Origin of the sequence: Streptomyces sp. 2A115 (assembly GCF_052245575.1) — a bacterium.
In the GTDB taxonomy this organism is placed as follows: domain Bacteria; phylum Actinomycetota; class Actinomycetes; order Streptomycetales; family Streptomycetaceae; genus Streptomyces.
The window spans coordinates 15476-37598 of record NZ_JBQQCG010000101.1; the positions used below are offsets into that span (position 1 = coordinate 15476).

The window sequence follows — 22123 nt, forward strand, 5'->3', positions numbered from 1 at the left end:
CGGCTCGCTGGCTGCCGACAGCCAACGTCGCGCCCGGAGACCCCCGATCGCGCCCTTGGAAAACCGTGGGTGGCTACGTGGTGGTGCCGTGGTGGATCCATGGCCAAGCCTCCGGGGTCGGCCACCTCTGTCCGCGTACGACCCTGCGGTCGGTCCAGTTCGCCTTGATCGAACTACGACCGCGGTGATCCGGGGACGGATTACGATGCGGGTCGAAGTATCCGAACAAAGGGGCTGTCATGACGAGGAGCGGTGCAGGGACCGGACTCCTCGGGAGGCAGAACGAGTGCCAGGTGCTCGACGATCTCGTGGCCGGCGCCAGAGAGCGGCGCAGCGGGGCCCTGGTCCTGCGGGGCGAGGCAGGGATCGGGAAGACCGAGCTGCTGAAGTACCTGCTCGAGCGCGCCACCGGATACCGCACCGTCCGGGTCGCCGGCGTCCAGTCCGAGATGGAGCTCTCCTACGCCGGCCTGCACCAGCTCTGCGCTCCCCTGCTGGCCGGCCTCGACCGTCTTCCCGAGCCGCAACGCGACGCGATCCGCACGGCGTTCGGGCTGCGCAGCGGCGATGCGCCCGACCGGTTCCTGGTGGGCCTGGCCACACTCAGCCTCCTCGCGGACGCCGGAGGGGACCAGCCGCTGATCTGCCTGATCGACGACGCGCAGTGGATGGATCGCGTGTCGGCACAGACTCTGGAGTTCGTCGCCCGCCGGCTGCTCGCAGAATCGGTCGTGCTCGTCTTCGCCATCCGCGAGCCCAGCGTAGGCGAGGCACTGGGCAGCCTTCCCGAACTGTCCGTCACAGGGCTCACCGAGCACGACTCCCGGACACTGCTCGACTCTGTCGTCACCGGGCCGCTGGATCAGCGGGTGCGCGACCGCATAGTCGCCGAGTCGCGCGGCAACCCGCTGGCTCTGCTCGAACTGCCTCACGGGCTGACTGCGGCGGAGATGGCCGGCGGCTTCGGGAATCCGGACGTACGACCGCTGTCGAGCCAGATCGAGCATGCGTTCCTCCGTCGCGTCCAGTCGCTTCCGGCCGAGACACAACGCCTGCTGTTCACCGCGGCCGCCGAGCCGGTGGGCGACGTGACGCTGCTCAGACGTGCGGCTGAGCGGCTGGGGATCGACATCAACGCCGCCGCATCGCACGCCGACGCGACGGACCTGATCACCCTTGGCACCCGAGTGCGCTTCCGGCACCCGCTGGTGCGCTCCGCGGCCTATCGCGCCGCGGGCCCGAACGACCGACGCGAGGTACACAAGGCGCTGGCCGACGCGACTGACGCTCGGCTCGATCCCGATCGCCGGGCCTGGCATCTGGCACGCGCGACCTTGGACCATGACGAAACGGTCGCTGCCGAGCTGGAGCGGTCGGCCGACCGGGCGCAGGCGCGCGGCGGCATCGCGGCGGCGGCGGCGTTCCTCGATCGAGCTGCCGAACTGACGCCCGATGCCGCACGACGTGCGCAGCGCGCAGTGGATGCCGCACAGGCGAAGCTCCGCGCCGGTGCGTTCGAGAGCGCGGCTGTTCTCCTCGCCGCGGCGGAGGCCGGCCCCCTCGACGAGCTCGGGCGGGCGCGGATCGATGTGCTGCGTGCCCAGATCGCGTTCGCGCAGGGCCACGGCAGTGCGGCTCCTCCGCTCCTGCTCGCCGCCGCTCGCCGACTTGAGCAGCTCGACGTGGCGCTCGCTCGTGACACCTACTTGGAAGCGGTCTCGGCAGTGATCTTCGCCGGCCGCTTGGCGCACAGCCCAGGGTGGCGGGAGGTGGGCGAGGCGGCGCGCGAGGCGCCGCCGTCGCAGTTGCTGCGCGCGCCCGACATGCTGCTGGATGCCCTTGCCGTGCGTCTCACCGACGGCCACGCCGTCTCGGCGCCGATGATCGAGCGAGTTCTCCGGGCGTTCTGTGACGAGGACGTCTCCGTCCAGGATTCGCTGCGCTGGCTCTTGCTGGCCGGGATCATCGCGGCGGGCCTGTGGGACCAGGAGCGCTGGCACATAGTCGCAGCCCGTCACGTGGCGATCGCCCGTGAGGCCGGCGCGCTCAGCGAGCTGCCCCTTGCGCTCGACTCGTCCGCCGTCGTGCAGGTCTTCGCCGGCGAGCTGGCGGCGGCGTCGTCGCTGATCGAGGAGGTGAGAACGGTGACTGCGGCGATCGGGACCATCCAGCCGCCCTTCGGGGCACTCGCATTGGCTGCCTTTCGTGGTCGCGAGCGAGAGGCACGCGCGCTCATCGACGCCACGATCAGCGAGTCCGTGCCGCGTGGCCAGGGGCTCGGAGTCACCGTCGCGCACTACTACCACGCGGTGCTCTGCAACAGCCTCGCCCAGTACGAGGACGCGCTGGCCGCGGCCCAGGCGGCAGCCGCCCACCAGAAGGAATTCGGCGCGCCGCAATGGGGCTTGGCCGAGCTGGTCGAGGCGGCCGTACGCAGCGGCGCGCCCGAGCTGGCGCCCGACGCTATCGAGCAGCTCTCGGAGGCGACGCGAGCCAGCGGCACTGACTGGGCGCTCGGTGTCGAGGCGCGCTCGCGCGCTCTCCTGAGTGAGGGGGACGCCGCGGAGCGGCTCTACCGTGAGGCGATCGAACGACTCGCCCGGACTCGTGTCCGCGTGGAACTCGCCCGCGCACACCTCTTGTACGGCGAGTGGCTGCGCCGCGAGAACCGCCGCGTCGACGCACGTGCCCAACTGGGCGTCGCCCACGATATGTTCAGCACCATCGGGGCCGAGGCGTTCGCCGAACGCGCACAGCGCGAGCTGCAGGCCACGGGGGCGACGGTCCGGAAACGGACCGTCGCGACGCATACAGCTCTCACTCCTCAGGAGACGCAGATCGCTCGCCTCGCCCGGGACGGACTGACGAACCCCGAGATCGGCGCCCGGTTGTTCCTCAGTCCCCACACTGTCGAGTGGCACCTCCGCAAGGTGTTCACGAAGCTCGGCATCTCCTCCCGCAAGAAGATCCGCGCGATGCAGCTCGAAGGCGACGCGACATTGGCCTAGGTCAGGGCTGTCGCGGATGCCCGGCCGGACAGTGCGCTGCGGAGTTGTCTGCGGGACGTGATGCCGAGTTTGGCGAACACTTTCCGCAGGTGCCATTCGACGGTGTGAGCGCTGATGAACAGTTGCGCACCGATCTCCCGGTTCGTCAGTCCGTCCCGGGCGAGGCGGGCGATCTGTGCCTCCTGCGCGGTGAGGGCTGTCGGGGTGGCGGTCGTGCGTTTGGCCACCGTTTCGCCGGTGGCCCGCAGCTCTCGGCTCGCGCGCTCGGCGAACACGCCCGCGCCGAACCCGGTGAACATCTCGTGCGCGGTTCGAAGCTGGTCGCGCGCGTCGACGCGCCTGTTCTCGCGGCGCAGCCATTCCCCGTACAGCAGGTGTGCGCGGGAGAGTTCCACGCGGATTCGCGTGCGGTCGAGTCGTTCGATCGCCTCGCGGTAGAGCCGCTCCGCGGCGTCGCCCTCGCTGAGCAGAGCACGCGAGCGCGCCTGGACACCCAGCGCCCAGTCCGTGCCGGCGGCGTCGGTCATCTCGACCAGCCGGGCCAGGGCGGCGACGGCCGCGTCGTGATCACCGCTACGCACCCCCGCCTCCACTGACTCGGTGAGGTACCAACCGAAACAGCCCAGGTCCTCGTATGCGCACGCCTGTTGGGCGTGGTCGAGGGCGACGTCGTACTGGCCCAGGCCGTTGTGCAGCACAGCGGTGAAGTAGTGGGCCATTCCCAAGGTCCGTCCGTCACCCTTGGCCGTCGCGTTCCGGATAGCGGCGTCGATCGACTTCATAGCCTGGCGTTCGTCGTCCCGCCAGGCCACGACCATGAGTGAGATGCGATCTTGTGGGGCGTTGCCCGTCGCTCTGGTGATCGCGTCCGCTTCATCGATCAGGGCCGAGGCGGTGGCGAACTCGCCGGCCAGCAGATGTACGGCCGCTCGATGGGCGAGCGCCATGGGAAGGACGGCGAGCGCGCCGGCATTGCGGGCCAGTCGGACCGCACGGCCGGCCAGCTCGTGCCACGCCTCGTCGTCCCACAGCTCCGGTGCGACGAGTTCAGGTGCCACCGGGCACGCCAGCCAGAGCCGGCGCGTGACGTCGTTCTGATCGCCCCAATCGTCGTTCTGGAATGCCCGGACAGCCCTCTGGAGCGGTTCCACACTCGCCGCGTAGCCCGCCGTGAAGCGGGTCGACACCCCGTCCAGCAGGAGATCCGTCTGCCCCGGCAGACCGGGGCCGCGAGGCGTGTTGTGGGCGGCCTCGGCGGCATCCTGGACCGTCAGTCCGTTGCCGAGCCGGCCCGCGAAGATCGCCGCGGCGAGCGCCTCGAAACAGGCCTCGCGTGCCAGTGCCGCGTCATGGGGCTCCAGCTGTTTGGCCGCCTCGATGAAGAGGGGCGTGGCCGCACCGCTGCGGCCGCGGGCGAAGACGACATGTGCGTGCAGCCGCGCCAGCCGGGCGCGTTCCAGCTCGTCGAGCGGCCCCAACTCCGCGACCTTCGTCAGCTGATAGGCCGCCTCGGGCGCCGCCGCTTCGAACTTCGCCTGGGCGGCCGCCAGCGCTCGTCTGCCACGGAGAGCGGGGTCGGGCGTCAGCTCCATCGCCCGCTCGAGGAAGGCTGCCGCCGCCGCGGCGCCGCCCCGTCCCCGCGCCCGGTCCGCCGAGCGCACCAACTCGACGGCCACCGCCTCATCGGGGGCCACCGTCGCATGGGCACGATGCCATGCTTGGCGATCAGGGCCCGCGTCCGCGTCGGTGACCTCGGCCAGCGCGCGGTGAACCTCTTTCCGGTCGGACAAGGCGGCCGCGCGGTAGGTCGCCGAGCGCACCAGCGGATGGCGGAAACGCACGCTCGTGCCCAACTCGAGCAGTCCAGCTGCCAGGGCCGGGGACGCCGCGTCCATTGCGATCCCGAGCCTCTGCGCCGCGTGTCGCAGCAAGGTGACGTCCCCGACCGGCTCGGCGGCGGCGATCAGCAACAGCCGCTGCGTCGCCGGTGGAAGTAACTGGACCCGGCTGAGGAAGCTCTGCTCGATCCGGCTCGCCACCGGCTGCGTGTCCGGCCGGGCGAACCCGCCTGCCAGGTCGACGACCGTCGACCCGCGCGGCAGCTCCAGGAGGGCCAGCGGGTTCCCCCGTGCTTCACCGAGAATCCTGCTCCGGATGCGCTCGTCGATCCGCCCGGGTGCCACCGAGTCCAACAGCGAACGAGCGTCGGGCTCGTTCAAGCCGCGCACACTCAATTCAGGCAGCCCTTCGAACGTGGGCTCCTCGTCCTCCGACGCCCGCACCGAGAAGACAAAGCCGACCGACTCCGCTACGAGGCGTCGCGCCACAAAACCGAGCACCTGTGCCGACGCACGATCGAGCCACTGCGCATCATCGACCAGGCAGATCAACGGCCGCTCCTCGGCCACGACGGCCAACTGGCTGAGTACCGCCAGGCCGATCAGGAACCTGCTCGGCGATGCGCCTTTGGAAAGACCGAGGGCGACGCCGAGTGCGTCGCGTTGCGGGCCGGGCAAGTGGTCGATGTCATCGAGCAGGGGTCCACAGAGCTGGTGCAGCCCGGCGAACGGCAGCTCCATCTCGGTCTCGGTGCCGCCGGCTCGCGCTACCCGGCAGTCGACCGCGCTCTGCGCGAGATGGTCCAGCAGAGCGGTCTTGCCGATGCCCGCCTCTCCGCGCAGTACAAGAGCGGCGCTCTGGCCGGCTCGTACACTCGCCGCGAGCTGATCAAGCGCGCGACATTCCCTGCTCCGGCCAAGCACCCGTACACCACCGTCTCCCCCACCCAGGCGCCATCTTCGTCGATCGTACGTCTCTCAACGATTACGTGCCTCTCCTTATATGCCGGTCTGGGCTCCAAGGTGCTGTGGTGGTCAGGAGGTGGCCCCTGGTGAGCGGGAGCTGACGAGAACGGGGCAACGTGCCCGAGACCTCTCGACCGCGTTCTCCCCTTCTCCGGCAGGAGGACGGCGATGTACACGAGCGCCTTGACGTTGTCGGCGCCGTAGGCAACATCGCTGATGACCGAGCCGCCGTAGGAGTGCCCGGCGATGAAGGCGTCCGTGGGGGGTGCATATCTTCTCCTTGTCTCCCGGAAAGAGAGGAATGCCCAAGGGCCGGAGTTGCCTATCTTGCGAGCCCGGGCAGCATTCTGTCGCGTGTCGGAAAAGGCCCTCATCGCTGTGGGTTGGCAACGCAAGTCGGAGCGAATAAATGCGGGGCCTCCATGGACCTGCTTCACCTCCAACCTGTACGGGGTCAGTCTCCGCGGTCGCCCCACGCCCGAACTTCGGTCATCTGACTGCACGCGTACGTAAGACACGGTCAAACACACGGCAACGTGTCATGCAACGTGTGGGAGGTTGCGGCGAACGGGTAACAGGTTGCGCGTTGTTGCCCGTTACCGGAGAGGTCGGACATGCCGATCCCGATGCCTGCTGCGTCGAGAACAGAACGGGAGACTCCGCAGGGACCGGCCCCGGCACACACGCGATGATCGGCCGTGAGGAGGAGCTGCGCGTCCTGCGAGGGGGCTGACGGACACGGCGGCCGGCCGCGGCGGCGCACTGCTGGTCTATGGCACTCTGGGCGTGGGCAAGTCTGCTCTTCCGGGTGCGGTCGGCGCCGCGGCCGACGAGGGCGGGTTTCAGTGTGCTGCCCGCCTCTGAGGTGGAGACCGAGCAGTGGCTACCCGTCGCCGCGCTGCAGCTGCTGCTGTGCTGCTCCAACCGGTCGCCCGCGATATCAAAAACCTGGAGCAATTGTCAAGGCCTGTGGATCGATCTTGGTCAGGCCCGCAGTCTCGATGGGCGGCGCGACTGATTGTTGATCTTCTTCTCGTTCGAGGTCCGCGCAAAGCGTCGCCCGAATGAGGAGACCGTGGCTGCGTGAAGACGTCGGCCCGACCTGCTCCCTTCCCTCAGCTCACCCGTACGGTCAGTCGGCCGATCAGACAGTTCGTCGGCCGGCTGCCGGTCAGTCGGCGGGCAGGCCGAACCAGCGGAGGAGCACGGGTCGTGCGTCGTCGGGGGCGTCCTCGGGCCCGCGGGCATAGCGCGCGAGCAGGGCCAGATAGTCGTCATGGAACGCGTCCAGCTCACCCTTCGTGAGGTGGAGGAGGCTGCGTGAACCCCGCATCCAGCCTTCGGACTCCGCCTGTCCGGCGGTGAACTGCCGGGCGAGCTCGACGTCCTCCTCCATCTTCATCCGGTCCAGCTCGGCCGACATGGCGCGCTCGGCCTCCGTCAGCTCACCCTGCGGCGGTCTGCGGATGTCGAGGCCGCGCACCCCGCGCCACCAGCGCTCACGCCCGGTGGAGCGCTCGGGGATGTCTTCGATGAGGCCACTGCGCTCCAGCATGCGCAGGTGGTAACTCAGCGTCCCTGTGTTCTCGCCGAGGGCGGCGGCCAGCGTGGTTGAGGTGGCAGGGCCCGCCGCGCCGAGGTGGCGCAGGATACGCAGGCGCAGGGGGTGCGAGAGGGCCTTGAGTACCCCGGGGCTGTCGACCGTGCGCCGCCCTGCGGCGTCCGTTCTCCGCTCTTTCGTCATGGCGGCAGTCTATCCAGATAGCAGCGATTCCTCTGCAGACCTTCCTCTGCAGAGAAACCTCTGCAATGCTGTGACCTATGACGCCGAACCGAGTGACCTTGAATCGCACAGTCCGCCGCTTCACAAGTGCTGCTGTGGGGGCACTGCTTGCCGGACTCGCCCTGGGCGCCGCACCCGCGTATGGAGCTGAACGGGCCGCGGATCTGCCCGAGTTCGACTTCTCCGCCTGCCCGACCGTCGATGAGCTGCCCACGGGTGCGGACCCCGGGACCTGGCGCTGCGAGGTCATGCACGCCACGGGGCATCTGCGCATGGGCGCCGTCGACGAGCCTCTCACCGAGCCTATGAAGATCACCTTTGCGGAAGGCCGTGTGGCCGGTGAATTCCGCCAGGTCTTCGGGGAGATGACCGCTGCGCCAATCCGGGTGGGAGGCACCCTGTTGACTTTGACTCCGCAGTACGGCGGCTACTCGGACTTCCTGTCCGACGACACCCGGCGCGGCGAGTTCGACATCAAGTTCGTCATAGGCTCGGCGCACGGGCTGCTGGCCCTGCCGTGGTCGGGCTGCTCGGTGGGCAGCGATGAGGACGCGGTCCACCTAGTGCTCAAAGACACCAATCCCACCAGGGTGATATCCAAGGACCCCCTGGTCGCCGCCTTCGGTGCCCAGGACGCGGAGTTCGCCGCCCCGGGCGCTAGTGGCTGCGGCCCCCTTAGCCGCGCGCTCGACCGGGCCCTGGGCCTGCCATCCACGGCGGGAGCGAACGCCTTCGACATGGATGTCACGGTATCCATCCGGTCCTACATGTAGACCGGTTTCGGTTGAGTAATTGTCAATACCTGTGAGCCAGTTGAGGTGGTTCAGGCCGCGTGAGCTCGGAGCGTTCGACGAGGTGGCCGCGCTCGAAGCGGGCTCCGGCCCGGACGAGCGCGACGAGGTGGGGTGCGTTGAGCGCTCGCCACCGCTGCTGGGCGGACTCGACGAGCTTGAAGACCATCGCGAGGGCGGCGGCCGCACTGCCGGCGCCCTTGGTGACCTTGGTCCTGAGCCGGACCGTCGCGAAGGTCGATTCGATAGGGTTAGTCGTGCGCAGGTGAACCGGGTGACGCTCGGCGTAGCCGCGCTGGTCGGGGGCGACGACCCGGTATCCGGCCGACCTCAGCGCCCTGAACTGGTGATGCCGGGAGTGCCTGCTCTCCGGCTAGCCGTACAGCAGGACCAGCGGCCCTGCCCCTGTTCGGCGATGTGCAGCAGGACCCCGGTCACATCGACGAAGCGGTGGGTGGGCGAGCTGTCCACACGAGGTGCCCTGGAGAACGCGGGTGGTGTCACTTCTTCAACTGGGCGTACATGGCTTCCAGGTCGGCGGACAGCTGGGACTTGACCCAGCGGGTGGTGTCGTCGGCGAGCACCTCGTGCGCTCCCGCCTCGATGCCGTCGAGTGCGGCCACCGCGATGTCGCGGGGGTCGGCCTTGGGTGCGTCGACACCCGAGGTCATGTCGGTGTCCACGTAGGCCATGTGGAGCCCGGTCACCGCGATGCCGCGCGGCTGCAGCTCCAGGCGCAGGGAGTTGGTCTGCGACCACAGGGCGGCCTTGGAGGCGCCGTAGGGCGTGCCGTCGGCCAGCCAGGACAGGACGGAGTGGGCGTTGAGGATGTGGCCCCCGCCATTGCGCTCGATGACCGGCACGAAGGCCCGGGTGACCAGCAGCGGCCCATAGAAGTTGGTCTCCAGATCCCGGCGCACGTCCTCCATGGGGGAGTTGAGGTACGAAGCGCGGACGGAGGCCCCGGCGTTGTTGATCAGTATGGTGACGTCCTGGGCCTGCTCGGCGGCGGCTGCCACGGATGCCGGGTCGGTGGCCTCGAGCGCCAGCGGAATGGCATCGGGGTGGGTCACCGTGCGCGGGTCACGGGCCGTGGCGTAGACCTTGCCGGCCCCGCGCGCGTAGAGCTCCTCGACCAGCATCTTGCCGATGCCGCGGCTGCCTCCGGTGACAAAGACGCTGGCGCCCCTGATTGCTGTCATGACTACCTCCACAAGGATGAAAACCGATCGGTTTCACCACCGTAAACCGATCGGTTTCGTCATGCAAGTCGGGTTGAGCCCCGGGTGGCTCCGGCCACGGTCCCGTACCGCCGGTCCGGTAGACATCCGCGCGCAGCACCGTGCCGTCACGCATCTCCGCCGGAGCGTCGAACTCGATCCGGATCTCCGCCATGTGCCGCTCCGTTGCGTCTTTCTTGCGGGGTGCTTGAGTGCGGGCAGGCGTCAGCCGGCCAGCTTGTTCATCTTGCGGATCTGCTCGACGAAGACCTGGGCGGGAGCGAGGCGGCGCAATATGCGCGCGCGTCCGGCCATGGGGCCGGCGGTGTAGCGCAGCTTCGGTTTGGTGTCAGTGGCCGCGACGATCGCCTTGGCGACGATGGCGGGGGCGTCGCCGTCCCTGACCGCCTCTGCCATCACGCGGTCGACGGTGAGCCGCTGCTTCGCGTAGGCGTGCAGAGGGGTGTCGGGCTTGGCGCTGTTGGCCTCGAACCCGGTCCTGGTGTCGGATGCCGTGGTCGCGGACCTCGTGGTCCAGGGACTCGGTATAGCCCTCGACCGCGTGCTTAGAGGCGGCGTAGGCGGCCATGTAGGGCTGCAGCAGGAACCCGAGCACGGACGAAATGTTGACGATGCGCCCGCGTCGCTGAGCGCGCATGTGCGGCAGGACCTCGTTCATCGATGACCAGACGGGCGAGCTCGTCCGCGCTGGCTGGATGAGACTGTGGGAAACCGTGCACCTGTCGCTGGGTGCCGATGTCCACGCGACCACAAGCTTCTTCGCTTGCGGCATGCTCGGCAACACTCTTACGGCCATCGGGCTTCCCTCCGACCACAGGGAAGCAGGGGCGTGAGGCCATGCGCGCTGCTTCGGCTGCCGAAGTCGGGCAGCAACCCGAAAGAGCGCTTCGGTCGCCGATCCTTCTCGAAGTCGGGGCGGTATCAGTGCATGTCTGCCGCATCGAGCAGGGTGGTCACAGTGGGCGCGATGAGCCCGGTCAGGTTGTCGGCCTGGATTCCCGCGCGGGCGCTGGCGCCGTCGAAGACCAGGATGAGCTGACGGGCCAGCAGGTCGGGATCGCCCGCGCCACCCTGCTCGGCCTCGGAACGGAAGAAGCCCGTCAGGTTGGCCTTGATCCGGTGGGCCACCTGACTCGCGGGGTGGGTCTGATTCTTGAGCTCGATCTGCACAGCCAGGTACCGGCAGCCCCGGAACTCGGGAAGACCCGCCTGCGACTCCACCCGCCCGAAGACGTACAGGATCCGCTCGCGGGGTGAGCGGCCGTCGTCCGCCGGCGGCAGGAGCATGGCCACGAAGTCGGCGGCGCGTTCTTCCAGGCTCGCGGCCAGCAGTTCGTCCTTGCTCGCGAACAGCTGGTACATGGAGCGCTTTGACACCCCCGCCGCCTTGCACAGCGCCTCGACGCCGATACCGATGCCGTCGCGGTAGGTGAGCGTGGCTGCTGCCTCCAGCAGCCGCTCCCGGGGACTTTGCTTCACTTGGGTAGTCATACCGTGAGGTTAACTCGAATCGGACGAAATAGAAACCGATCGGTTTACCTGGAGTGTCGACGAGGCGCCCGCCGCCGGGCGGACGCCTGAAGCCCCCTCAGAGGCTCGACGGCGGCCTTGGGGGAGAGACCGCCGCCCAGCCCTGATGGTGCGCGCACCTCTCGTCCCCACGGAGGCGACGCACACCGGGGCCACTCCGAGTGATGGCCCCGTCTTGGGTGAGCCGTCTCCGCTACGCCGGGGCGGCAGTCTTCTCTGGCTCCGTCTCGGCGGGGATGCGGTGCAGCCCCTTGCGGTCGTACCAGCCGGTCATGCCGAAGCCGAAGAGGGCGGCCAGTGCGAGGCCGACGGCCATCATCAACCAGCCCCGCGTCAGGCCGGCGTCGGCCTGGGCGTCGTAGTAGAGGATCGCGCGGATGCCGCCGGTGATCTGCCGCAGCGGCTCGAACTCCGCCAGGAAGCGGTAGAAGCCGGGCAGCGCCTGAAGCGGCGTGGTGGCGTTGGCCGTCGGCACCGCCATCCCGATGAAGACCAGCGTGACCACCAGCATGCCGGGCGTGCCGAAGACGGCGAGCAGGGTCAGCGCACCGATCCCGGAGACCGCGATGGCGCACACCGAGTAGAGCCACAGCAGTGGCAGATGGGCGGCGTGCATTCCCATGATGCCGACCGCGCCCGCCATGACCAGGGTGCCCATCAGCAGGGACAGACCGACCATGAGGGTGCTGCTGATGGCGAGGGTCTGTACCCGGGTGGCCCGGATGAGCGGGCGGTGCAGGCGCAGCGGGCCCATGTCGTTGTGGGTGTAGCCGAGGGCGTGGTCCACCTGGCCGCTGATGACGTTGGCGGAGAGCATGCCGCAGACCACCAGGACGAGCGCGTAGTAGAAGGCCGTCAGACCCAGACCGCTGTGCGAGTCGAGTGGATGGCCGTCCTCGACGGTGACGGCGGCCGGGTCGGCGAGCAGGACACGTGCCGCGGCGGGCAGCTTCGCCTCCCCCGTTCCGCCCTGGGACGTGAGCTCCTTGCCCACCTGGAGCGAGGCACTTTCGGCCGCCTGTGTCGTCGCCGCCCGGGCCAGACTGGAGCCCACACTGCCGGCGGACTGGTTGGTCAACACGGTCAGCGTCGGACGGGTCGGGGTCCCGGTGGTCGCGGCGCTGGTGAGTGCGGTGGTGGCGGAGGTGAAGTCGGCGCGGACGATGAGCGCGCCGTACAGCTTGGCCTTGCCGAGTTCCTCCTTCATCTCCTTCTCGTCCATCACCTTCCAGTCGATCTTGTCCCCGCTCTTGGTGGACTTCTTGATCGACTCGGTGATCCCAGCCCCCAGGTTGACCTGCTTGCCGCCGACGGCGGCCCCCTTGTCGGCGTTGACCAGACCGACGGGCAGATTCTTCATGTGATCGACGGGATCGATGTTGGCCCCGACGTAGAACACGGTGAACAACAGCGCGAGAACGCCCGTGATAACGCCATTGGCGATCCACATGGGTTTGGCACGCAGGACGCGGAACGGGTGAATCCCACTCATGACTTACTCCGGTCTCGGACAACACGCTCATATCCGGAGAGGGGCAGACAGCTTCATTGCAGTCCGGCGACCCTCGGAAGGTTCAATCTCGGCACACACGGCCGTCGACGCAGAACCGGAGATGCAGCACCCCGCCGGGACTCTGACCGATGAAACCGGTCGGTTTCAGACTCATTGTAAACCGATCGGTTTACAAATTCCAAGTCGAGGCGCTGGCCCCTGACCCCGCAGCGCGAGGAAGCCGCGTGCCGGCGCCACCCCTGTCATCGGGTGAAGTGCCTGACCACGCTCGCGGAGAAGGTCGGCAGGGAGCGGTACGACGCCGAGTTCACCAAGGCGGTCAACGGCACCGGGATTGAGTCGCATACTCCCTGGGAGCGGACCGCGACGGCCGTGAAGCAGCTGAGCAAAGCCCGGTGACACTGGCGCCTCATCAGACCATCAGCCCGAGGGACATGCGGCGTGGGCATACGGTGGCGGGACAGCCGGCCCAAGACCGTCCCAGCCAAGCCAAATCCCCGCTACACTCCCCACCGTCAGGCCGCTGACCAGGAGGAATACAGAAGCCCGGCGGGAGTACCAACTGGACCGCCGAACCTCCGATGGAGTCCGCGCTTGCCGGAGGCGTCTTTCGCCAGCCGACGACTCGTCAGCCGGCTCATTCGGCTCCGTAGCGATGCGGGTCTTATGGCTTGAGCACTGCCAGCACGTCGTCGAGCGGAACGTCGGCGGGGTCACTCATATCGAGACCATCGAACGTCTGCCAGATATAGGACGCCGTCCCGTTCTCCCGCAGTGGATGAAAGTCGGCCAAGTCCGGAGCGTCCCGGAAGGCGTTGAACGCCTCTTCGGACTCCCATTCAACGAGAAACAGAACCTGCCGTGGCGCGAGGTCACCGGCTACGTTGTCGCGGAAACGGCCAAACGCCACCATTCGACCGCCATATTGTGGAGCCACTTCGGGCAAACGGCTGAAATACGCAAGGTATTTCTCCAAGTCGGTCACGTCAAACATATTCAGGGCGTAAAACTTCTTCTGCGAATTCGCACTCATTGCGAATACCCTCTCCGGTCTCAGGAAATTAGTGTTCGCTGCTCTAGGCGGGCGCGGGGTACCGGCAGCAGGACGCTGGCATCGTTGATGATGATGTTGACGTCGGTCGCGATTTGCGCCATCTCGGAGACCGACTGTGAAGAACGCACTTCCAGGGCTCGGGTGAAGACTGAGGTCCCGGGAATCTGAGTCGCTTACCGTGCCGTTGGGTACGTCTTTTTGGCCCCACGCGGCGCACAGCCTCGTCGACCAGTGTCACGCCGAGGCCAGACTGCTGCACCGGTCCAATGGCGCAGACGCCACCAGGCAACAGCCCGCCGCAGTCACTACCGACGGCCTCCGCCGACAAACCTGCTGGATAGATCACGAAACCGCACTGCAGTACTAGGTCTGCGTGTAGGTCAGTTCACTGCGTCCACCTCGTCCTCCGACACCTCCGTCAGCTCCACGTCGTAGACCAGCGGGCCGTCATCCACCCTCACGTGCCGGGCCCGCGAGCCGTACGGGGCCGCTGTCGCCGACAGCAGATACGCGCTCGGTGCCGGGACGGAGAGGATGTACGAACCGTCGGCGAGGGAGGTGACGCGGTCCAGTTGACCGCCGCCCATGGAGAGCAGGGTGACCGTCGCGCCAGCCACCGGCGCGCCTTCCATGTCACGTACGAAGCCGTGGACCACCGAGGCGCCGCCCGTCGACAAGGCCGGTTCCGCCGTCTCCTCCTTCGGTTCCACCGCGAGGTGCGGCAGGCGCTTCTCCAGGCCCGCCGGGAGCCACCAGTTGGAGTTGCCGAGCAGGTGCATCGCGGCCGGCACCAGGGCCGTACGGAGGATGAACGCGTCCAGCGCCACCGCCGCCGCGAGGCCGACGCCCGCCATCGCGCCCTGCATGTCGCCGCTCAGGACGAAGGCCGAGAAGACACAGATCATGATCAGGGCTGCGCTGTTGATGACCCTGCTTGTTTCCGCGAGACCGACGCGGACCGCCCTCGCGTTGTCCTTCGTGTGCACCCATTCCTCGTGCATACGGCTCACCAGGAACACCTGGTAGTCCATCGAGAGGCCGAAGAGCAGCGACAACATGATGACCGGGAGGATCGCCATGATCGGGCCCTCCTTGCCGACGCCGAGCAGTTCCGTGCCCCAGCCCCACTGGAAGATCGCGACCAGTACGCCGAAGGAGGACGCCGCCGCGATCAGGTTCATCAGCGCGGCCGTCAGGGGGACGACAAGGGAGCGGAACGCCACCATCAGGAGCAGGAAGCCCATGGTGATGATCGCCGCCACGAAGTACGGCAGGCGGTCGCCCGTCACGGCCGCGAAGTCCTTGAAGACCGCCGTCACCCCGCCTACGTGGGCCTCCGTTCCCGAGGCCGGGATGACCTCGTCCCGCAGGCGGTCGATCAGCTGGTCCGTGGCCTCCGACTGGGGGGACGTCGTCGGGACCACCTGGATCAACGTGATGCCCTGGGACGGGGGTGCCGCCGCTGCCCGGGCCACGCCCTCCGTCGTGCGGATCGTCGAGACCAGGGCGTTCGCGTCGCCCTTCTCCACCACCACCTGGAGCGGGCCGTTGAAGCCGGGGCCGAAGCCCTCCGCCAGCAGGTCGTACGCCTGGCGGGTGGTCGTCGACTCCTGGTGGTTGCCCTGGTCGGTCGCGCCGAGACGGATGGAGAGGACGGGGAGCGCGAGGATCGCCATCGCCACCAGTGCCATGGCCGCCATCGAGCGCGGACGCCTTTCCACGTACGACGACCAGCGCGCCGCCAGGCCGCTCGCCTCGGCCGGTTCCGGTCCCGTCGCGGCCAGCCGGCGGCGCTGCCTGCGGCTGAGGACGCGCACGCCGAGGAAGCCGAGGAGGGCCGGCAGCAGGGTTGTCGCCGCAAGCACGGTCAGGACCACCGTGAGGGAGGTCGCGATGACCACGCCGTCCAGGAAGCGCATGTTCATCACCAGCATTCCGGCGAGCGCGATGCACACCGTGCCGCCCGCGAACAGCACCGCGCGACCTGAGGTGTTGAGCGCCGTCACCGCCGCTTCCTCGGGCTTCATGCCGCGCAGGATTCCTCGGCGATGGCGCGTCACGATGAACAGCGCGTAGTCGATGCCCACGCCCAGGCCGATCAACGAGCTGAACAGCGGGGCGACTTCGGGGACGTCGGTGACATGGCTGAGCAGCGATGTCGCCATCAGGCCGGAGCCGAGGGCAGCGATCGCGACGACGAGCGGCAGCAGCATGGCGAAGAGCGAGCCGAAGGCGAGGAACAGGACGACCGCCGCGGCGACGATGCCCACCAGTTCGGCGATGCCGGTGGGCGGTGCCTGCGCCCTGGTGATCGCCTGGCCGCCCAACTCGACCTGGAGTCCGTCGCGTTCCGCGGCCTGGGCCGTGTCGACGACATCCACGATCGTCTCCTTGGGCACCCCGTTCGCCTGCTCGGTGAAGGTGACCTGCGCGTAGGCGATCCGCCCGTTCTCGCTGATCTGGGCCGCGCCGCCGGAGGCGTACGGGCTGGTGACCTCGCCCACTCCCGCCATCTTGCCGATCTCGGCGAGCGCGGGCTCGATCCGGGACCGTACCGACTCGTCCCGCACCGTGCCCTCGTCGACCTTCCACACGACCGTGTCGGTGTCGCCTGCCCTCTGCGGGAATGCCCTCCCCATCAGGTCGAACGCACGCGTGGAGTCCGTGTTCGGGAGGGAGAAGCTGTTCGCGTAGTTCGTGCCCGCGGCGGAGCCCGCGAAGCCCAGTCCGAACACGGCCCCCACCCATATCAACAGAACCACCAGCCGGTGCCGATAGCACCACCGCGTCAATGCTTCCACGCTCAACACCCCTTGTTCGTCACGTCGGTTCGTCCCCCCGGTTCTGGCAACAGGATTGGGGGCCCGCGCGGGCGCCGACACATCCTGGCCATGCTCGCGCACGCCTTCCTCTCGGCGATGACCGCCCACGCACTCGAAAGGGGGGAGGCAGAAACGGTTCGAGCAGCCTCGTTCCCCTCACCGTGGCAGAAATCCGACGGCTCTTGGACCTTGTCCGTCCTCCCGCAGTCCGGCACCAGCCGCCCACCCGTCGGCTCCGCTGGTCCTACTGGCGCCGTCGCCACCAGGCCGTCGCCCGCCACTGCCACTACCAGCGACGCACCAACCCCGAACGGGTGAGTCACGAACCACGGCCACCCTGACGGGAAGTCAGCTCGATAGACTCCTCAAGGGCCGCTTGACCAGGGCGAATGGAGAAGCACGACTGCAGTACTAGGCGGTTGCCTTACGGCGTCGCACGGAAAGCCATCCGTACTCCTAAGCAATGGGGGTTCGGAAATCGCCCGCTCCCGCGACGAGAAACCGATCGGTTCCATCATCGTAAACTGATCGGTTTTCGCGCGCAAGTCCGAGCGAAGAGGCGGTGTTCGGTGCGCCCGACAGCGACCAGGCGGCCGCCTGACGCGGGCTGGAAAGGTCACACGAGTCTGACCGGCCCGGCGCCGATGGGCAGGCGGACCAGGAGGTAGGGCTTGCGGCGCAGGTCCTGGCCCTCGTGGAAGGGGGACAGTCGGTTGAGCTGGTTGGCGATGGCGTACAGGTGCCGGTCCGAGGCGACGGACAGGGTGTCGACCCAGAGCAGGTCGGTCCCCTGGGCGAGGGTCCGGTAGGTGCCGTTCGGGCTCCTGCGCCAGAGGGAGTTGTGTTCCAGGTCGCCGCCGTAGAGCCGTCCCTTGTCGTCGCTCTCCAGGCCGTCGGCCATCGGCTTGAACCCGAGGTCCTCGACCGTCGCCGCCACCTCGGCGTTGGTGGCGTCCGGGTCGGCGAGGGCGTCGGTGGACACGCTGTGCAGCCGGCGGCTGGACAGCGGGCAGTAGTAGAGGCGCGTGCCGTCGGCGCTGAGGGCGATGCCGTCGGAACCGGTCTCGTAGTGGACGGGCTCGCCGCCCGCGGGGCGGACCATGAAGGGCTCGCCGTCGATGACCGGAAGGAACTGCCGGTCCGGGAGTACCGAGGGGTGCCCGGTCAGTCGCCGCCAGGAGCGGCCGGTGGCGAGGTCGACCACGATGATGCCGTTGGAGCCGCCCGAGTCGGTGATGAACGCCATGCCCTGGGCGCCGCGCCGCAGGTCGAAGCGCACGTCGTTGGGGTAGCTGTTCGCCGGCACCACCTCGGGCGGGAAGAGGATCTTTTGTACGATCCGGTCGGTGCGCAGGTCGACCGCCACGAGCTTGGGACCGCCGTAGGAGGACCCGGCGAACAGCGGGCTTCCGGTGTCGAGGACCCACAGCCGGTCGGCCCCGTCGACGACGACGCTCTGCACCGACTGGAAGTGCCCGGCCAGGTCCAATGCGTCCTGGCGGTTCACTTCGGCGTCGGGGTAGGCCACCGGCTTCCCGCCCCGCAGTTCGGCAACGGTGAACGGGACGTCGTCGCCCCAGCGGGGAAAGTTGACGAAGACCCGGCCGCGGCGCGAGACGGTGACCCCCGTCGGCATCGCGCCCCAGAAACGGGCAACGACCTCGTAGTGACCGGTAGTTGAACCGGAGGGGGAGGCGGAGGCGTAGGCGGGGCCGACGAGTTGGGTGGCGGCCAGCGACGCGGTGGCCGCCGTAAGGAACGTACGTCGTTTCATGCGAGCGTCTCCTGCTGAGTCAAGTCGCCGGAGGGTGCGGCGAGTTGCCGCATCACCTCGGTGCGTGGGGGGAGGGGGGATCGGCCCGGACGCTGCCGGGGCCGGTGGAGGACGCCGCCTGCAGCAGCCGCTCCCGGGGAGTCGGCTTCGCCCGGGTGGTCAGGGCGAGCCGGAGCCCACCTGGACGGCAAGTACCTCCTGCGTCCTCCCATCCGAAGCTGTCCGCCGAGGACATCGCCTGCGGCTACCGCCAACTCCTGGAAGGGGAACGGGGTCAAACGGCCGGTGGACCTGGTGCTCTCAGGTCCACCGGGCTGCCGGGCGGGTCTTCGCGACCATGCTGCGGTCCCCCGAGGAGACCATCGCGTGAATGGGTACGGTGCTGACGCTCATGAGCGTCGCGAGGCCCCGGCGGCCCTGCTGGCGGGCGAGCGCCGGACCCACGATGTGCATCAGGGAGGTGAGGGCCGGCATCGGACGCCCGAAGAGCGTGATCTCCGTGATGCGTGCCTCGTCGTCGAGCCGCAGCATCTGCGCCTCCTCGAACGGCTGGGACCCCACCCGCGCCCGGTAGACCAGGGCGTATGTGTCGCCCTCGCCGGTCTGGGTGTGGTAGTGGATGTCCTTGACCGCCGCGAACGCCGCGGTCAGGAAGTCGCGCAGCTGGTCAGATCCCTCGAAGCGGAACTGGTCGGTGAGCGGCGAGCTGAGCACGACGTCCCGGCTCAGGCACGCGACCGCGGCGTCGACGTCACCGCGTTCCTCGGCGGAGCGCCAGCTCGCGACGGTGGCGGCGGCGGAGTGCAGGGTCTCGGACATGGGTCTCTCCTGGTATCGGCGGCGCGATGAGGTTTGCGGCGGGTGCTGGGTGCCGGGTGGCGGGTGTCAGTCGGTGAGCTTGTTCATCGTGCGGATCTGCCTGTCCAGGACCCAGGCGGGGACGAAGCGGAGCATGCGCGCGCGTCCGGCCATGGGGCCGGCGGCGTAGCGCAGCTTCGGCTTGGTGTCGGTGGCTGCCGCGACGATCACCTTGGCGACCACGGCGGGGTCGTCGCCGGCCTTGATCGCCTCCTCCATCAGGCGGTCGAAGACCTGCCGCTGGTCGGCGTAGGTCTGCAGGGGGGTGTCGGGCTTGGCGCTGTTGGCCTCGAACCCGGTGTTGGTGTAGGCGGGTTCGACGATGAGCGAGCGGACGCCGTACTTCCGGACCTCGTGGTCCAGGGACTGGGAGTAGCCCTCGATCGCGTGCTTGGACGCGCCGTAGACGGCCATGTAGGGGGCGGGGATGAACCCCTGCACCGACGAGAGGTTGATGATGCGCCCGCGTCCCCGGGCGCGCATGTGCGGCAGGACCTCCTTCACCATGCGCATGACGCCGAAGACGTTGATGTCGAAGACGCCCTGGGCCTGCGCGAGGGAGGTTTCCTCGGCCGCGCCGATCGAGCCGATGCCTGCGTTGTTGACCAGGACGTCGATCCGCCCGAACCGGTCGATCACCTGCTGGACCACGGCGGTGACCGACTTGTCGCTGACCACGTCGAGGTCGAAGAACGTCACCCCGCCGAGCGGGGCGACCCGTGAGGTGTCCCGGCCCGTGCCTGCCACCTCGAACCCCGCCGCGACCAGCGCGAGCGCGGTCTGCTTGCCGATGCCGGAGGAGGCGCCCGTCACGAGGGCCACCGGTCGATTTGTCGTCATCATGCGCTCCCGAACTCGCCTGGGAAACCGATTGGTTTCCTCTTGGGCTCACTGTAAACCGCTCGGTTTCCAATCCGCAAGCTCAAGCAGCGAACTGATCGCAGACCGCGCCACCGGCCGGCTTCAGGTTGAACTGACCGGCGCCCGCCGGCATGGCGGCACGGGCCGGATGAGCAGGCAGGAGAGACGGGACAGCACCACCCGCGCGATGCGATCGCGAGTTCGCGCTCAAGGGCTACTACGGCACCTCTGCCGAGGCGATTGCCAAGCGTGCCGGTGTCACGCAGCCGTACCTCTTCCGACTCATCCCAAGCGAGAAGGCGATCGCCGCCCTGTCGCGGAGCACGTAAGACGCCCGCCTGGCGTTCGAGAGCACGACCAAAAGGACGAAGGGCACGAGCGGGCCACCCCGCGCCATGTGCAGCGCAATGGCGATCGGATACACGCGGCCGCCTTAAGCACACCCGAAACGCTCAGATGCAGATGTAGGGATACGCCGTCGTGCCAGCCGCCAGGCGGTACAGGGACTGGGGTCGAGAGACGCAGGCACTTATCGCGCCTGGGCTTTTGCGGGTGCCCAGCGGTAGCGACAACAGCGGTCCGACGCGGTTCGGACCTCGGGGGCCTGCGCGCCAGCGGGGCGCGCAGGCAGTGGGTGATCCCCATCGTCTAGCAGCTCCACGACGCAATGGGGGCCCGTCATGGTTCACAGCGGCTCAACCCGATCGCCTTGCGTCGCTTCCGGATGGACGATGGGCACGGAACCCGTCCAACAGTCGATAGCCAGCAGGTGCACCGGTGCTGAACTTGAGCCCGGCGGCGGGTGCGGTGTACTGCTGCGGGCCCGCGCCCATGATCGACGGCGTGCGACGCGCGTTCGGTGACAGCCGCGCGTCAGCCCTGCACTTCGAGCGTTTCGCCCCGGCCCCGATCACGGACGGCCGTCCCTTCGAACTCCAGCTGGGCGACACCGGACGGGTTCTGCCGGTGCCGTACGACCGCTCCGCCCTGGATGTTCTCCACGAGGCCCTGCCGGACCTGCCGTTCTCCTGCCGCCAGGGGTTCTGCGGCACCTGCCGGGTACGGGTGGCCCATGGCCATGTCGATCACCGTGATCGCCGGCCCACCGCCACAGAACGTGCGGCCGGCGCCATGCTGCCCTGCGTCTCGCGTGCACCGGAAGGAGAGCGGTTGGTGCTGGAGGTGTGAGCGATGGCCCGAGCGCCCCTCGAGGAAGTCTTGCGTGACGCCCTCGCATGCGTAACCGAGTTGTGTTCTTGGTCGAGCGTCCCGCAGAAGTTGATCTACCGCACGGCGCTGCGGCCGCCCTATGCGGACATGGAGCAAAAACAAGACAAGGCCCTCGGCGTACGCCTTCGTCGTCAGCTCAGCCCGCCCTCGCGCCAGCCGGATCTCGCGCAGGAAGCGGTCAGCGTCCTCGACGACCTCAAATTCGTCATCCACCACGGTCCAGTACCGGAGACCCGAAGGCATCCGTACAGGAAATGCACGCACTTGTACCCCAGTCCACGAGTCGATCACAACGATCCACCGCAGAGCCACACCCCCAGAGACCCTGTCCTACGACCTCAACGAGGAGGTGACGTACGACGTCACACCACGGCACCGAAACCCCCAGAGAACATGGGCCGGGTGCGGGTGCGGAAGTACTGTGCCATCGAGGACCGTGAGGTCACGCACGACGAGATCGGCAAGGGCTACGAGCTGTCCAAGGACCAGGTCATCCCGGTCTCGGATGATGAGCTGGCTGACATGCCGCTGCCGACCGCCAAGGCGATCGAGATCGCGGCGTTCGTTGCCTACGAAGCGCGCGGGTTCGCAGAATCTGAGAGCAACTTGACGGGGAACCCGTCCACCTAGCTGGTGTTTTGAGGCTGAACACGACAGGTGTGGCATTTGCAGGACGTCTGTCGGGAACGACTCAGCACCTGAGTACTCACCCTGGCCCTTGAGCAGCGATGGTGTCCCTCGTCGTGGTGTACGGGATCAGCGGCTGGGAGTGCGCGGGCGTCTGCCCGGGGCGCACTTCCACGGATGGGTACCGCTCCCTGAACAGGAGGTGGGCCACCGCGTAACTCTCCTTG

General features: G+C 68.4%; 14 protein-coding genes and 7 pseudogenes. 8 read left to right on the forward strand and 13 right to left on the reverse strand.

Translation table 11 applies throughout. The features are described from left to right. The first annotated feature begins 239 nt into the window (after window positions 1-239). A complete protein-coding gene (locus ACTWQR_RS48280; protein WP_443233701.1) occupies window positions 240-3008 on the forward strand; it encodes a helix-turn-helix transcriptional regulator in 2769 nt (922 codons plus the stop codon). Here ACTWQR_RS48280 and ACTWQR_RS48285 read toward each other — a convergent pair. Then, the gene (locus ACTWQR_RS48285; protein ID WP_443233702.1) at window positions 3005-5770 is read right to left on the reverse strand and encodes an ATP-binding protein; all 2766 of its coding nucleotides are present in this window, start codon (window positions 5768-5770) and stop codon (window positions 3005-3007) included. The genes ACTWQR_RS48280 and ACTWQR_RS48285 overlap by 4 nt on opposite strands. A gap of 1213 nt (window positions 5771-6983) precedes the next feature. Next, complete coding sequence (locus ACTWQR_RS48290) at window positions 6984-7556, reverse strand: ArsR/SmtB family transcription factor (protein ID WP_443233703.1); 573 nt, start codon at window positions 7554-7556, stop codon at window positions 6984-6986. Between the two features lie 134 nt (window positions 7557-7690). Here ACTWQR_RS48290 and ACTWQR_RS48295 point away from each other — a divergent pair, with 134 nt between their 5' ends. Beyond that, window positions 7691-8368, forward strand: a complete 678-nt coding sequence (locus ACTWQR_RS48295) for a hypothetical protein (RefSeq protein ID WP_443233704.1) — start codon at window positions 7691-7693, stop codon at window positions 8366-8368. Between the two features lie 22 nt (window positions 8369-8390). On the opposite strand, the pseudogene ACTWQR_RS48300 reads toward ACTWQR_RS48295, so the two are convergent. From ACTWQR_RS48300 to ACTWQR_RS48315, 4 genes and pseudogenes are all read right to left on the reverse strand, one after another. Further along, window positions 8391-8663: pseudogene (locus tag ACTWQR_RS48300) on the reverse strand (IS256 family transposase); the annotation flags it as partial. Further along, window positions 8658-8857, reverse strand: a pseudogene (locus ACTWQR_RS48305) (alpha/beta fold hydrolase); the annotation flags it as partial. The pseudogenes ACTWQR_RS48300 and ACTWQR_RS48305, both read right to left, overlap by 6 nt. A gap of 29 nt (window positions 8858-8886) precedes the next feature. Beyond that, entirely contained in the window at window positions 8887-9588 is a 702-nt protein-coding gene (locus ACTWQR_RS48310; protein WP_443233705.1) for an SDR family oxidoreductase, read from the reverse strand. A gap of 243 nt (window positions 9589-9831) precedes the next feature. Next, a pseudogene (locus tag ACTWQR_RS48315) lies at window positions 9832-10279 on the reverse strand (SDR family NAD(P)-dependent oxidoreductase); the annotation flags it as partial. A 7-nt stretch (window positions 10280-10286) separates the two neighbouring features. Between ACTWQR_RS48315 and ACTWQR_RS48320 the strand changes: the two are divergent. Continuing rightward, window positions 10287-10460 (forward strand): annotated as a pseudogene (locus tag ACTWQR_RS48320) (TetR family transcriptional regulator); the annotation flags it as partial. 88 nt (window positions 10461-10548) lie between these two features. On the opposite strand, the gene ACTWQR_RS48325 reads toward ACTWQR_RS48320, so the two are convergent. Together ACTWQR_RS48325 and ACTWQR_RS48330 are read right to left on the reverse strand one after the other, a co-directional pair. Next, complete coding sequence (locus tag ACTWQR_RS48325) at window positions 10549-11118, reverse strand: TetR/AcrR family transcriptional regulator (protein ID WP_443233706.1); 570 nt, start codon at window positions 11116-11118, stop codon at window positions 10549-10551. Between the two features lie 232 nt (window positions 11119-11350). After that, window positions 11351-12649, reverse strand: a complete 1299-nt coding sequence (locus ACTWQR_RS48330) for an SNG1 family protein (RefSeq protein WP_443233707.1) — start codon at window positions 12647-12649, stop codon at window positions 11351-11353. Between the two features lie 270 nt (window positions 12650-12919). Here ACTWQR_RS48330 and ACTWQR_RS48335 point away from each other — a divergent pair, with 270 nt between their 5' ends. Then, window positions 12920-13069, forward strand: coding sequence for a hypothetical protein (locus ACTWQR_RS48335; RefSeq protein ID WP_443233708.1), 150 nt, complete (start codon window positions 12920-12922; stop codon window positions 13067-13069). A 265-nt stretch (window positions 13070-13334) separates the two neighbouring features. On the opposite strand, the gene ACTWQR_RS48340 is transcribed toward ACTWQR_RS48335, so the two are convergent. Together ACTWQR_RS48340 and ACTWQR_RS48345 are read right to left on the reverse strand one after the other, a co-directional pair. Then, a complete protein-coding gene (locus tag ACTWQR_RS48340) occupies window positions 13335-13703 on the reverse strand; it encodes a DUF1330 domain-containing protein (RefSeq protein WP_443233709.1) in 369 nt (122 codons plus the stop codon). A gap of 401 nt (window positions 13704-14104) precedes the next feature. Then, on the reverse strand, window positions 14105-16516 hold the full coding sequence (locus tag ACTWQR_RS48345; protein ID WP_443233714.1) for an MMPL family transporter: 2412 nt from the start codon (window positions 16514-16516) through the stop codon (window positions 14105-14107). Between the two features lie 72 nt (window positions 16517-16588). On the opposite strand from ACTWQR_RS48345, the pseudogene ACTWQR_RS48350 reads away from it, so the two are divergent. Beyond that, window positions 16589-16744 (forward strand): annotated as a pseudogene (locus ACTWQR_RS48350) (IS701 family transposase); the annotation flags it as partial. A 418-nt stretch (window positions 16745-17162) separates the two neighbouring features. Here the strand turns inward: ACTWQR_RS48350 and ACTWQR_RS48355 are convergent. The 3 genes from ACTWQR_RS48355 to ACTWQR_RS48365 form a co-directional block, all read right to left on the reverse strand. After that, the gene (locus tag ACTWQR_RS48355) at window positions 17163-18320 is read right to left on the reverse strand and encodes an L-dopachrome tautomerase-related protein (protein ID WP_443233710.1); all 1158 of its coding nucleotides are present in this window, start codon (window positions 18318-18320) and stop codon (window positions 17163-17165) included. Between the two features lie 300 nt (window positions 18321-18620). Further along, a complete protein-coding gene (locus ACTWQR_RS48360) occupies window positions 18621-19139 on the reverse strand; it encodes a nuclear transport factor 2 family protein (RefSeq protein WP_443233711.1) in 519 nt (172 codons plus the stop codon). Window positions 19140-19205: 66 nt separating this feature from the next. Continuing rightward, window positions 19206-20018 carry an oxidoreductase gene (locus ACTWQR_RS48365; protein WP_443233712.1) on the reverse strand — a complete coding sequence of 271 codons (813 nt, stop codon included), beginning with the start codon at window positions 20016-20018 and terminating at the stop codon, window positions 19206-19208. Between the two features lie 169 nt (window positions 20019-20187). Here ACTWQR_RS48365 and ACTWQR_RS48370 point away from each other — a divergent pair. The 3 genes and pseudogenes from ACTWQR_RS48370 to ACTWQR_RS48380 all read left to right on the forward strand — a co-directional run. Continuing rightward, window positions 20188-20344 (forward strand): annotated as a pseudogene (locus tag ACTWQR_RS48370) (TetR family transcriptional regulator); the annotation flags it as partial. Between the two features lie 472 nt (window positions 20345-20816). After that, window positions 20817-21227, forward strand: coding sequence for a flavin reductase family protein (locus ACTWQR_RS48375; protein WP_443233713.1), 411 nt, complete (start codon window positions 20817-20819; stop codon window positions 21225-21227). Window positions 21228-21656: 429 nt separating this feature from the next. Continuing rightward, window positions 21657-21836: pseudogene (locus ACTWQR_RS48380) on the forward strand (Ku protein); the annotation flags it as partial. Window positions 21837-22123: the final 287 nt, after the last annotated feature.

What these genes read in the sequence shown, in the direction of transcription:
- ACTWQR_RS48280 (WP_443233701.1), top strand. Translation starts at nt 240, where the DNA reads ATGACGAGGAGCGGTGCAGGGACCGGACTCCTCGGGAGGCAGAACGAG.
- ACTWQR_RS48290 (WP_443233703.1), bottom strand. Translation starts at nt 7,556, where the DNA reads ATGACGAAAGAGCGGAGAACGGACGCCGCAGGGCGGCGCACGGTCGAC.
- ACTWQR_RS48310 (WP_443233705.1), bottom strand. Translation starts at nt 9,588, where the DNA reads ATGACAGCAATCAGGGGCGCCAGCGTCTTTGTCACCGGAGGCAGCCGC.
- ACTWQR_RS48325 (WP_443233706.1), bottom strand. Translation starts at nt 11,118, where the DNA reads ATGACTACCCAAGTGAAGCAAAGTCCCCGGGAGCGGCTGCTGGAGGCA.
- ACTWQR_RS48330 (WP_443233707.1), bottom strand. Translation starts at nt 12,649, where the DNA reads ATGAGTGGGATTCACCCGTTCCGCGTCCTGCGTGCCAAACCCATGTGG.
- ACTWQR_RS48340 (WP_443233709.1), bottom strand. Translation starts at nt 13,703, where the DNA reads ATGAGTGCGAATTCGCAGAAGAAGTTTTACGCCCTGAATATGTTTGAC.
- ACTWQR_RS48355 (WP_443233710.1), bottom strand. Translation starts at nt 18,320, where the DNA reads ATGAAACGACGTACGTTCCTTACGGCGGCCACCGCGTCGCTGGCCGCC.
- ACTWQR_RS48360 (WP_443233711.1), bottom strand. Translation starts at nt 19,139, where the DNA reads ATGTCCGAGACCCTGCACTCCGCCGCCGCCACCGTCGCGAGCTGGCGC.
- ACTWQR_RS48365 (WP_443233712.1), bottom strand. Translation starts at nt 20,018, where the DNA reads ATGACGACAAATCGACCGGTGGCCCTCGTGACGGGCGCCTCCTCCGGC.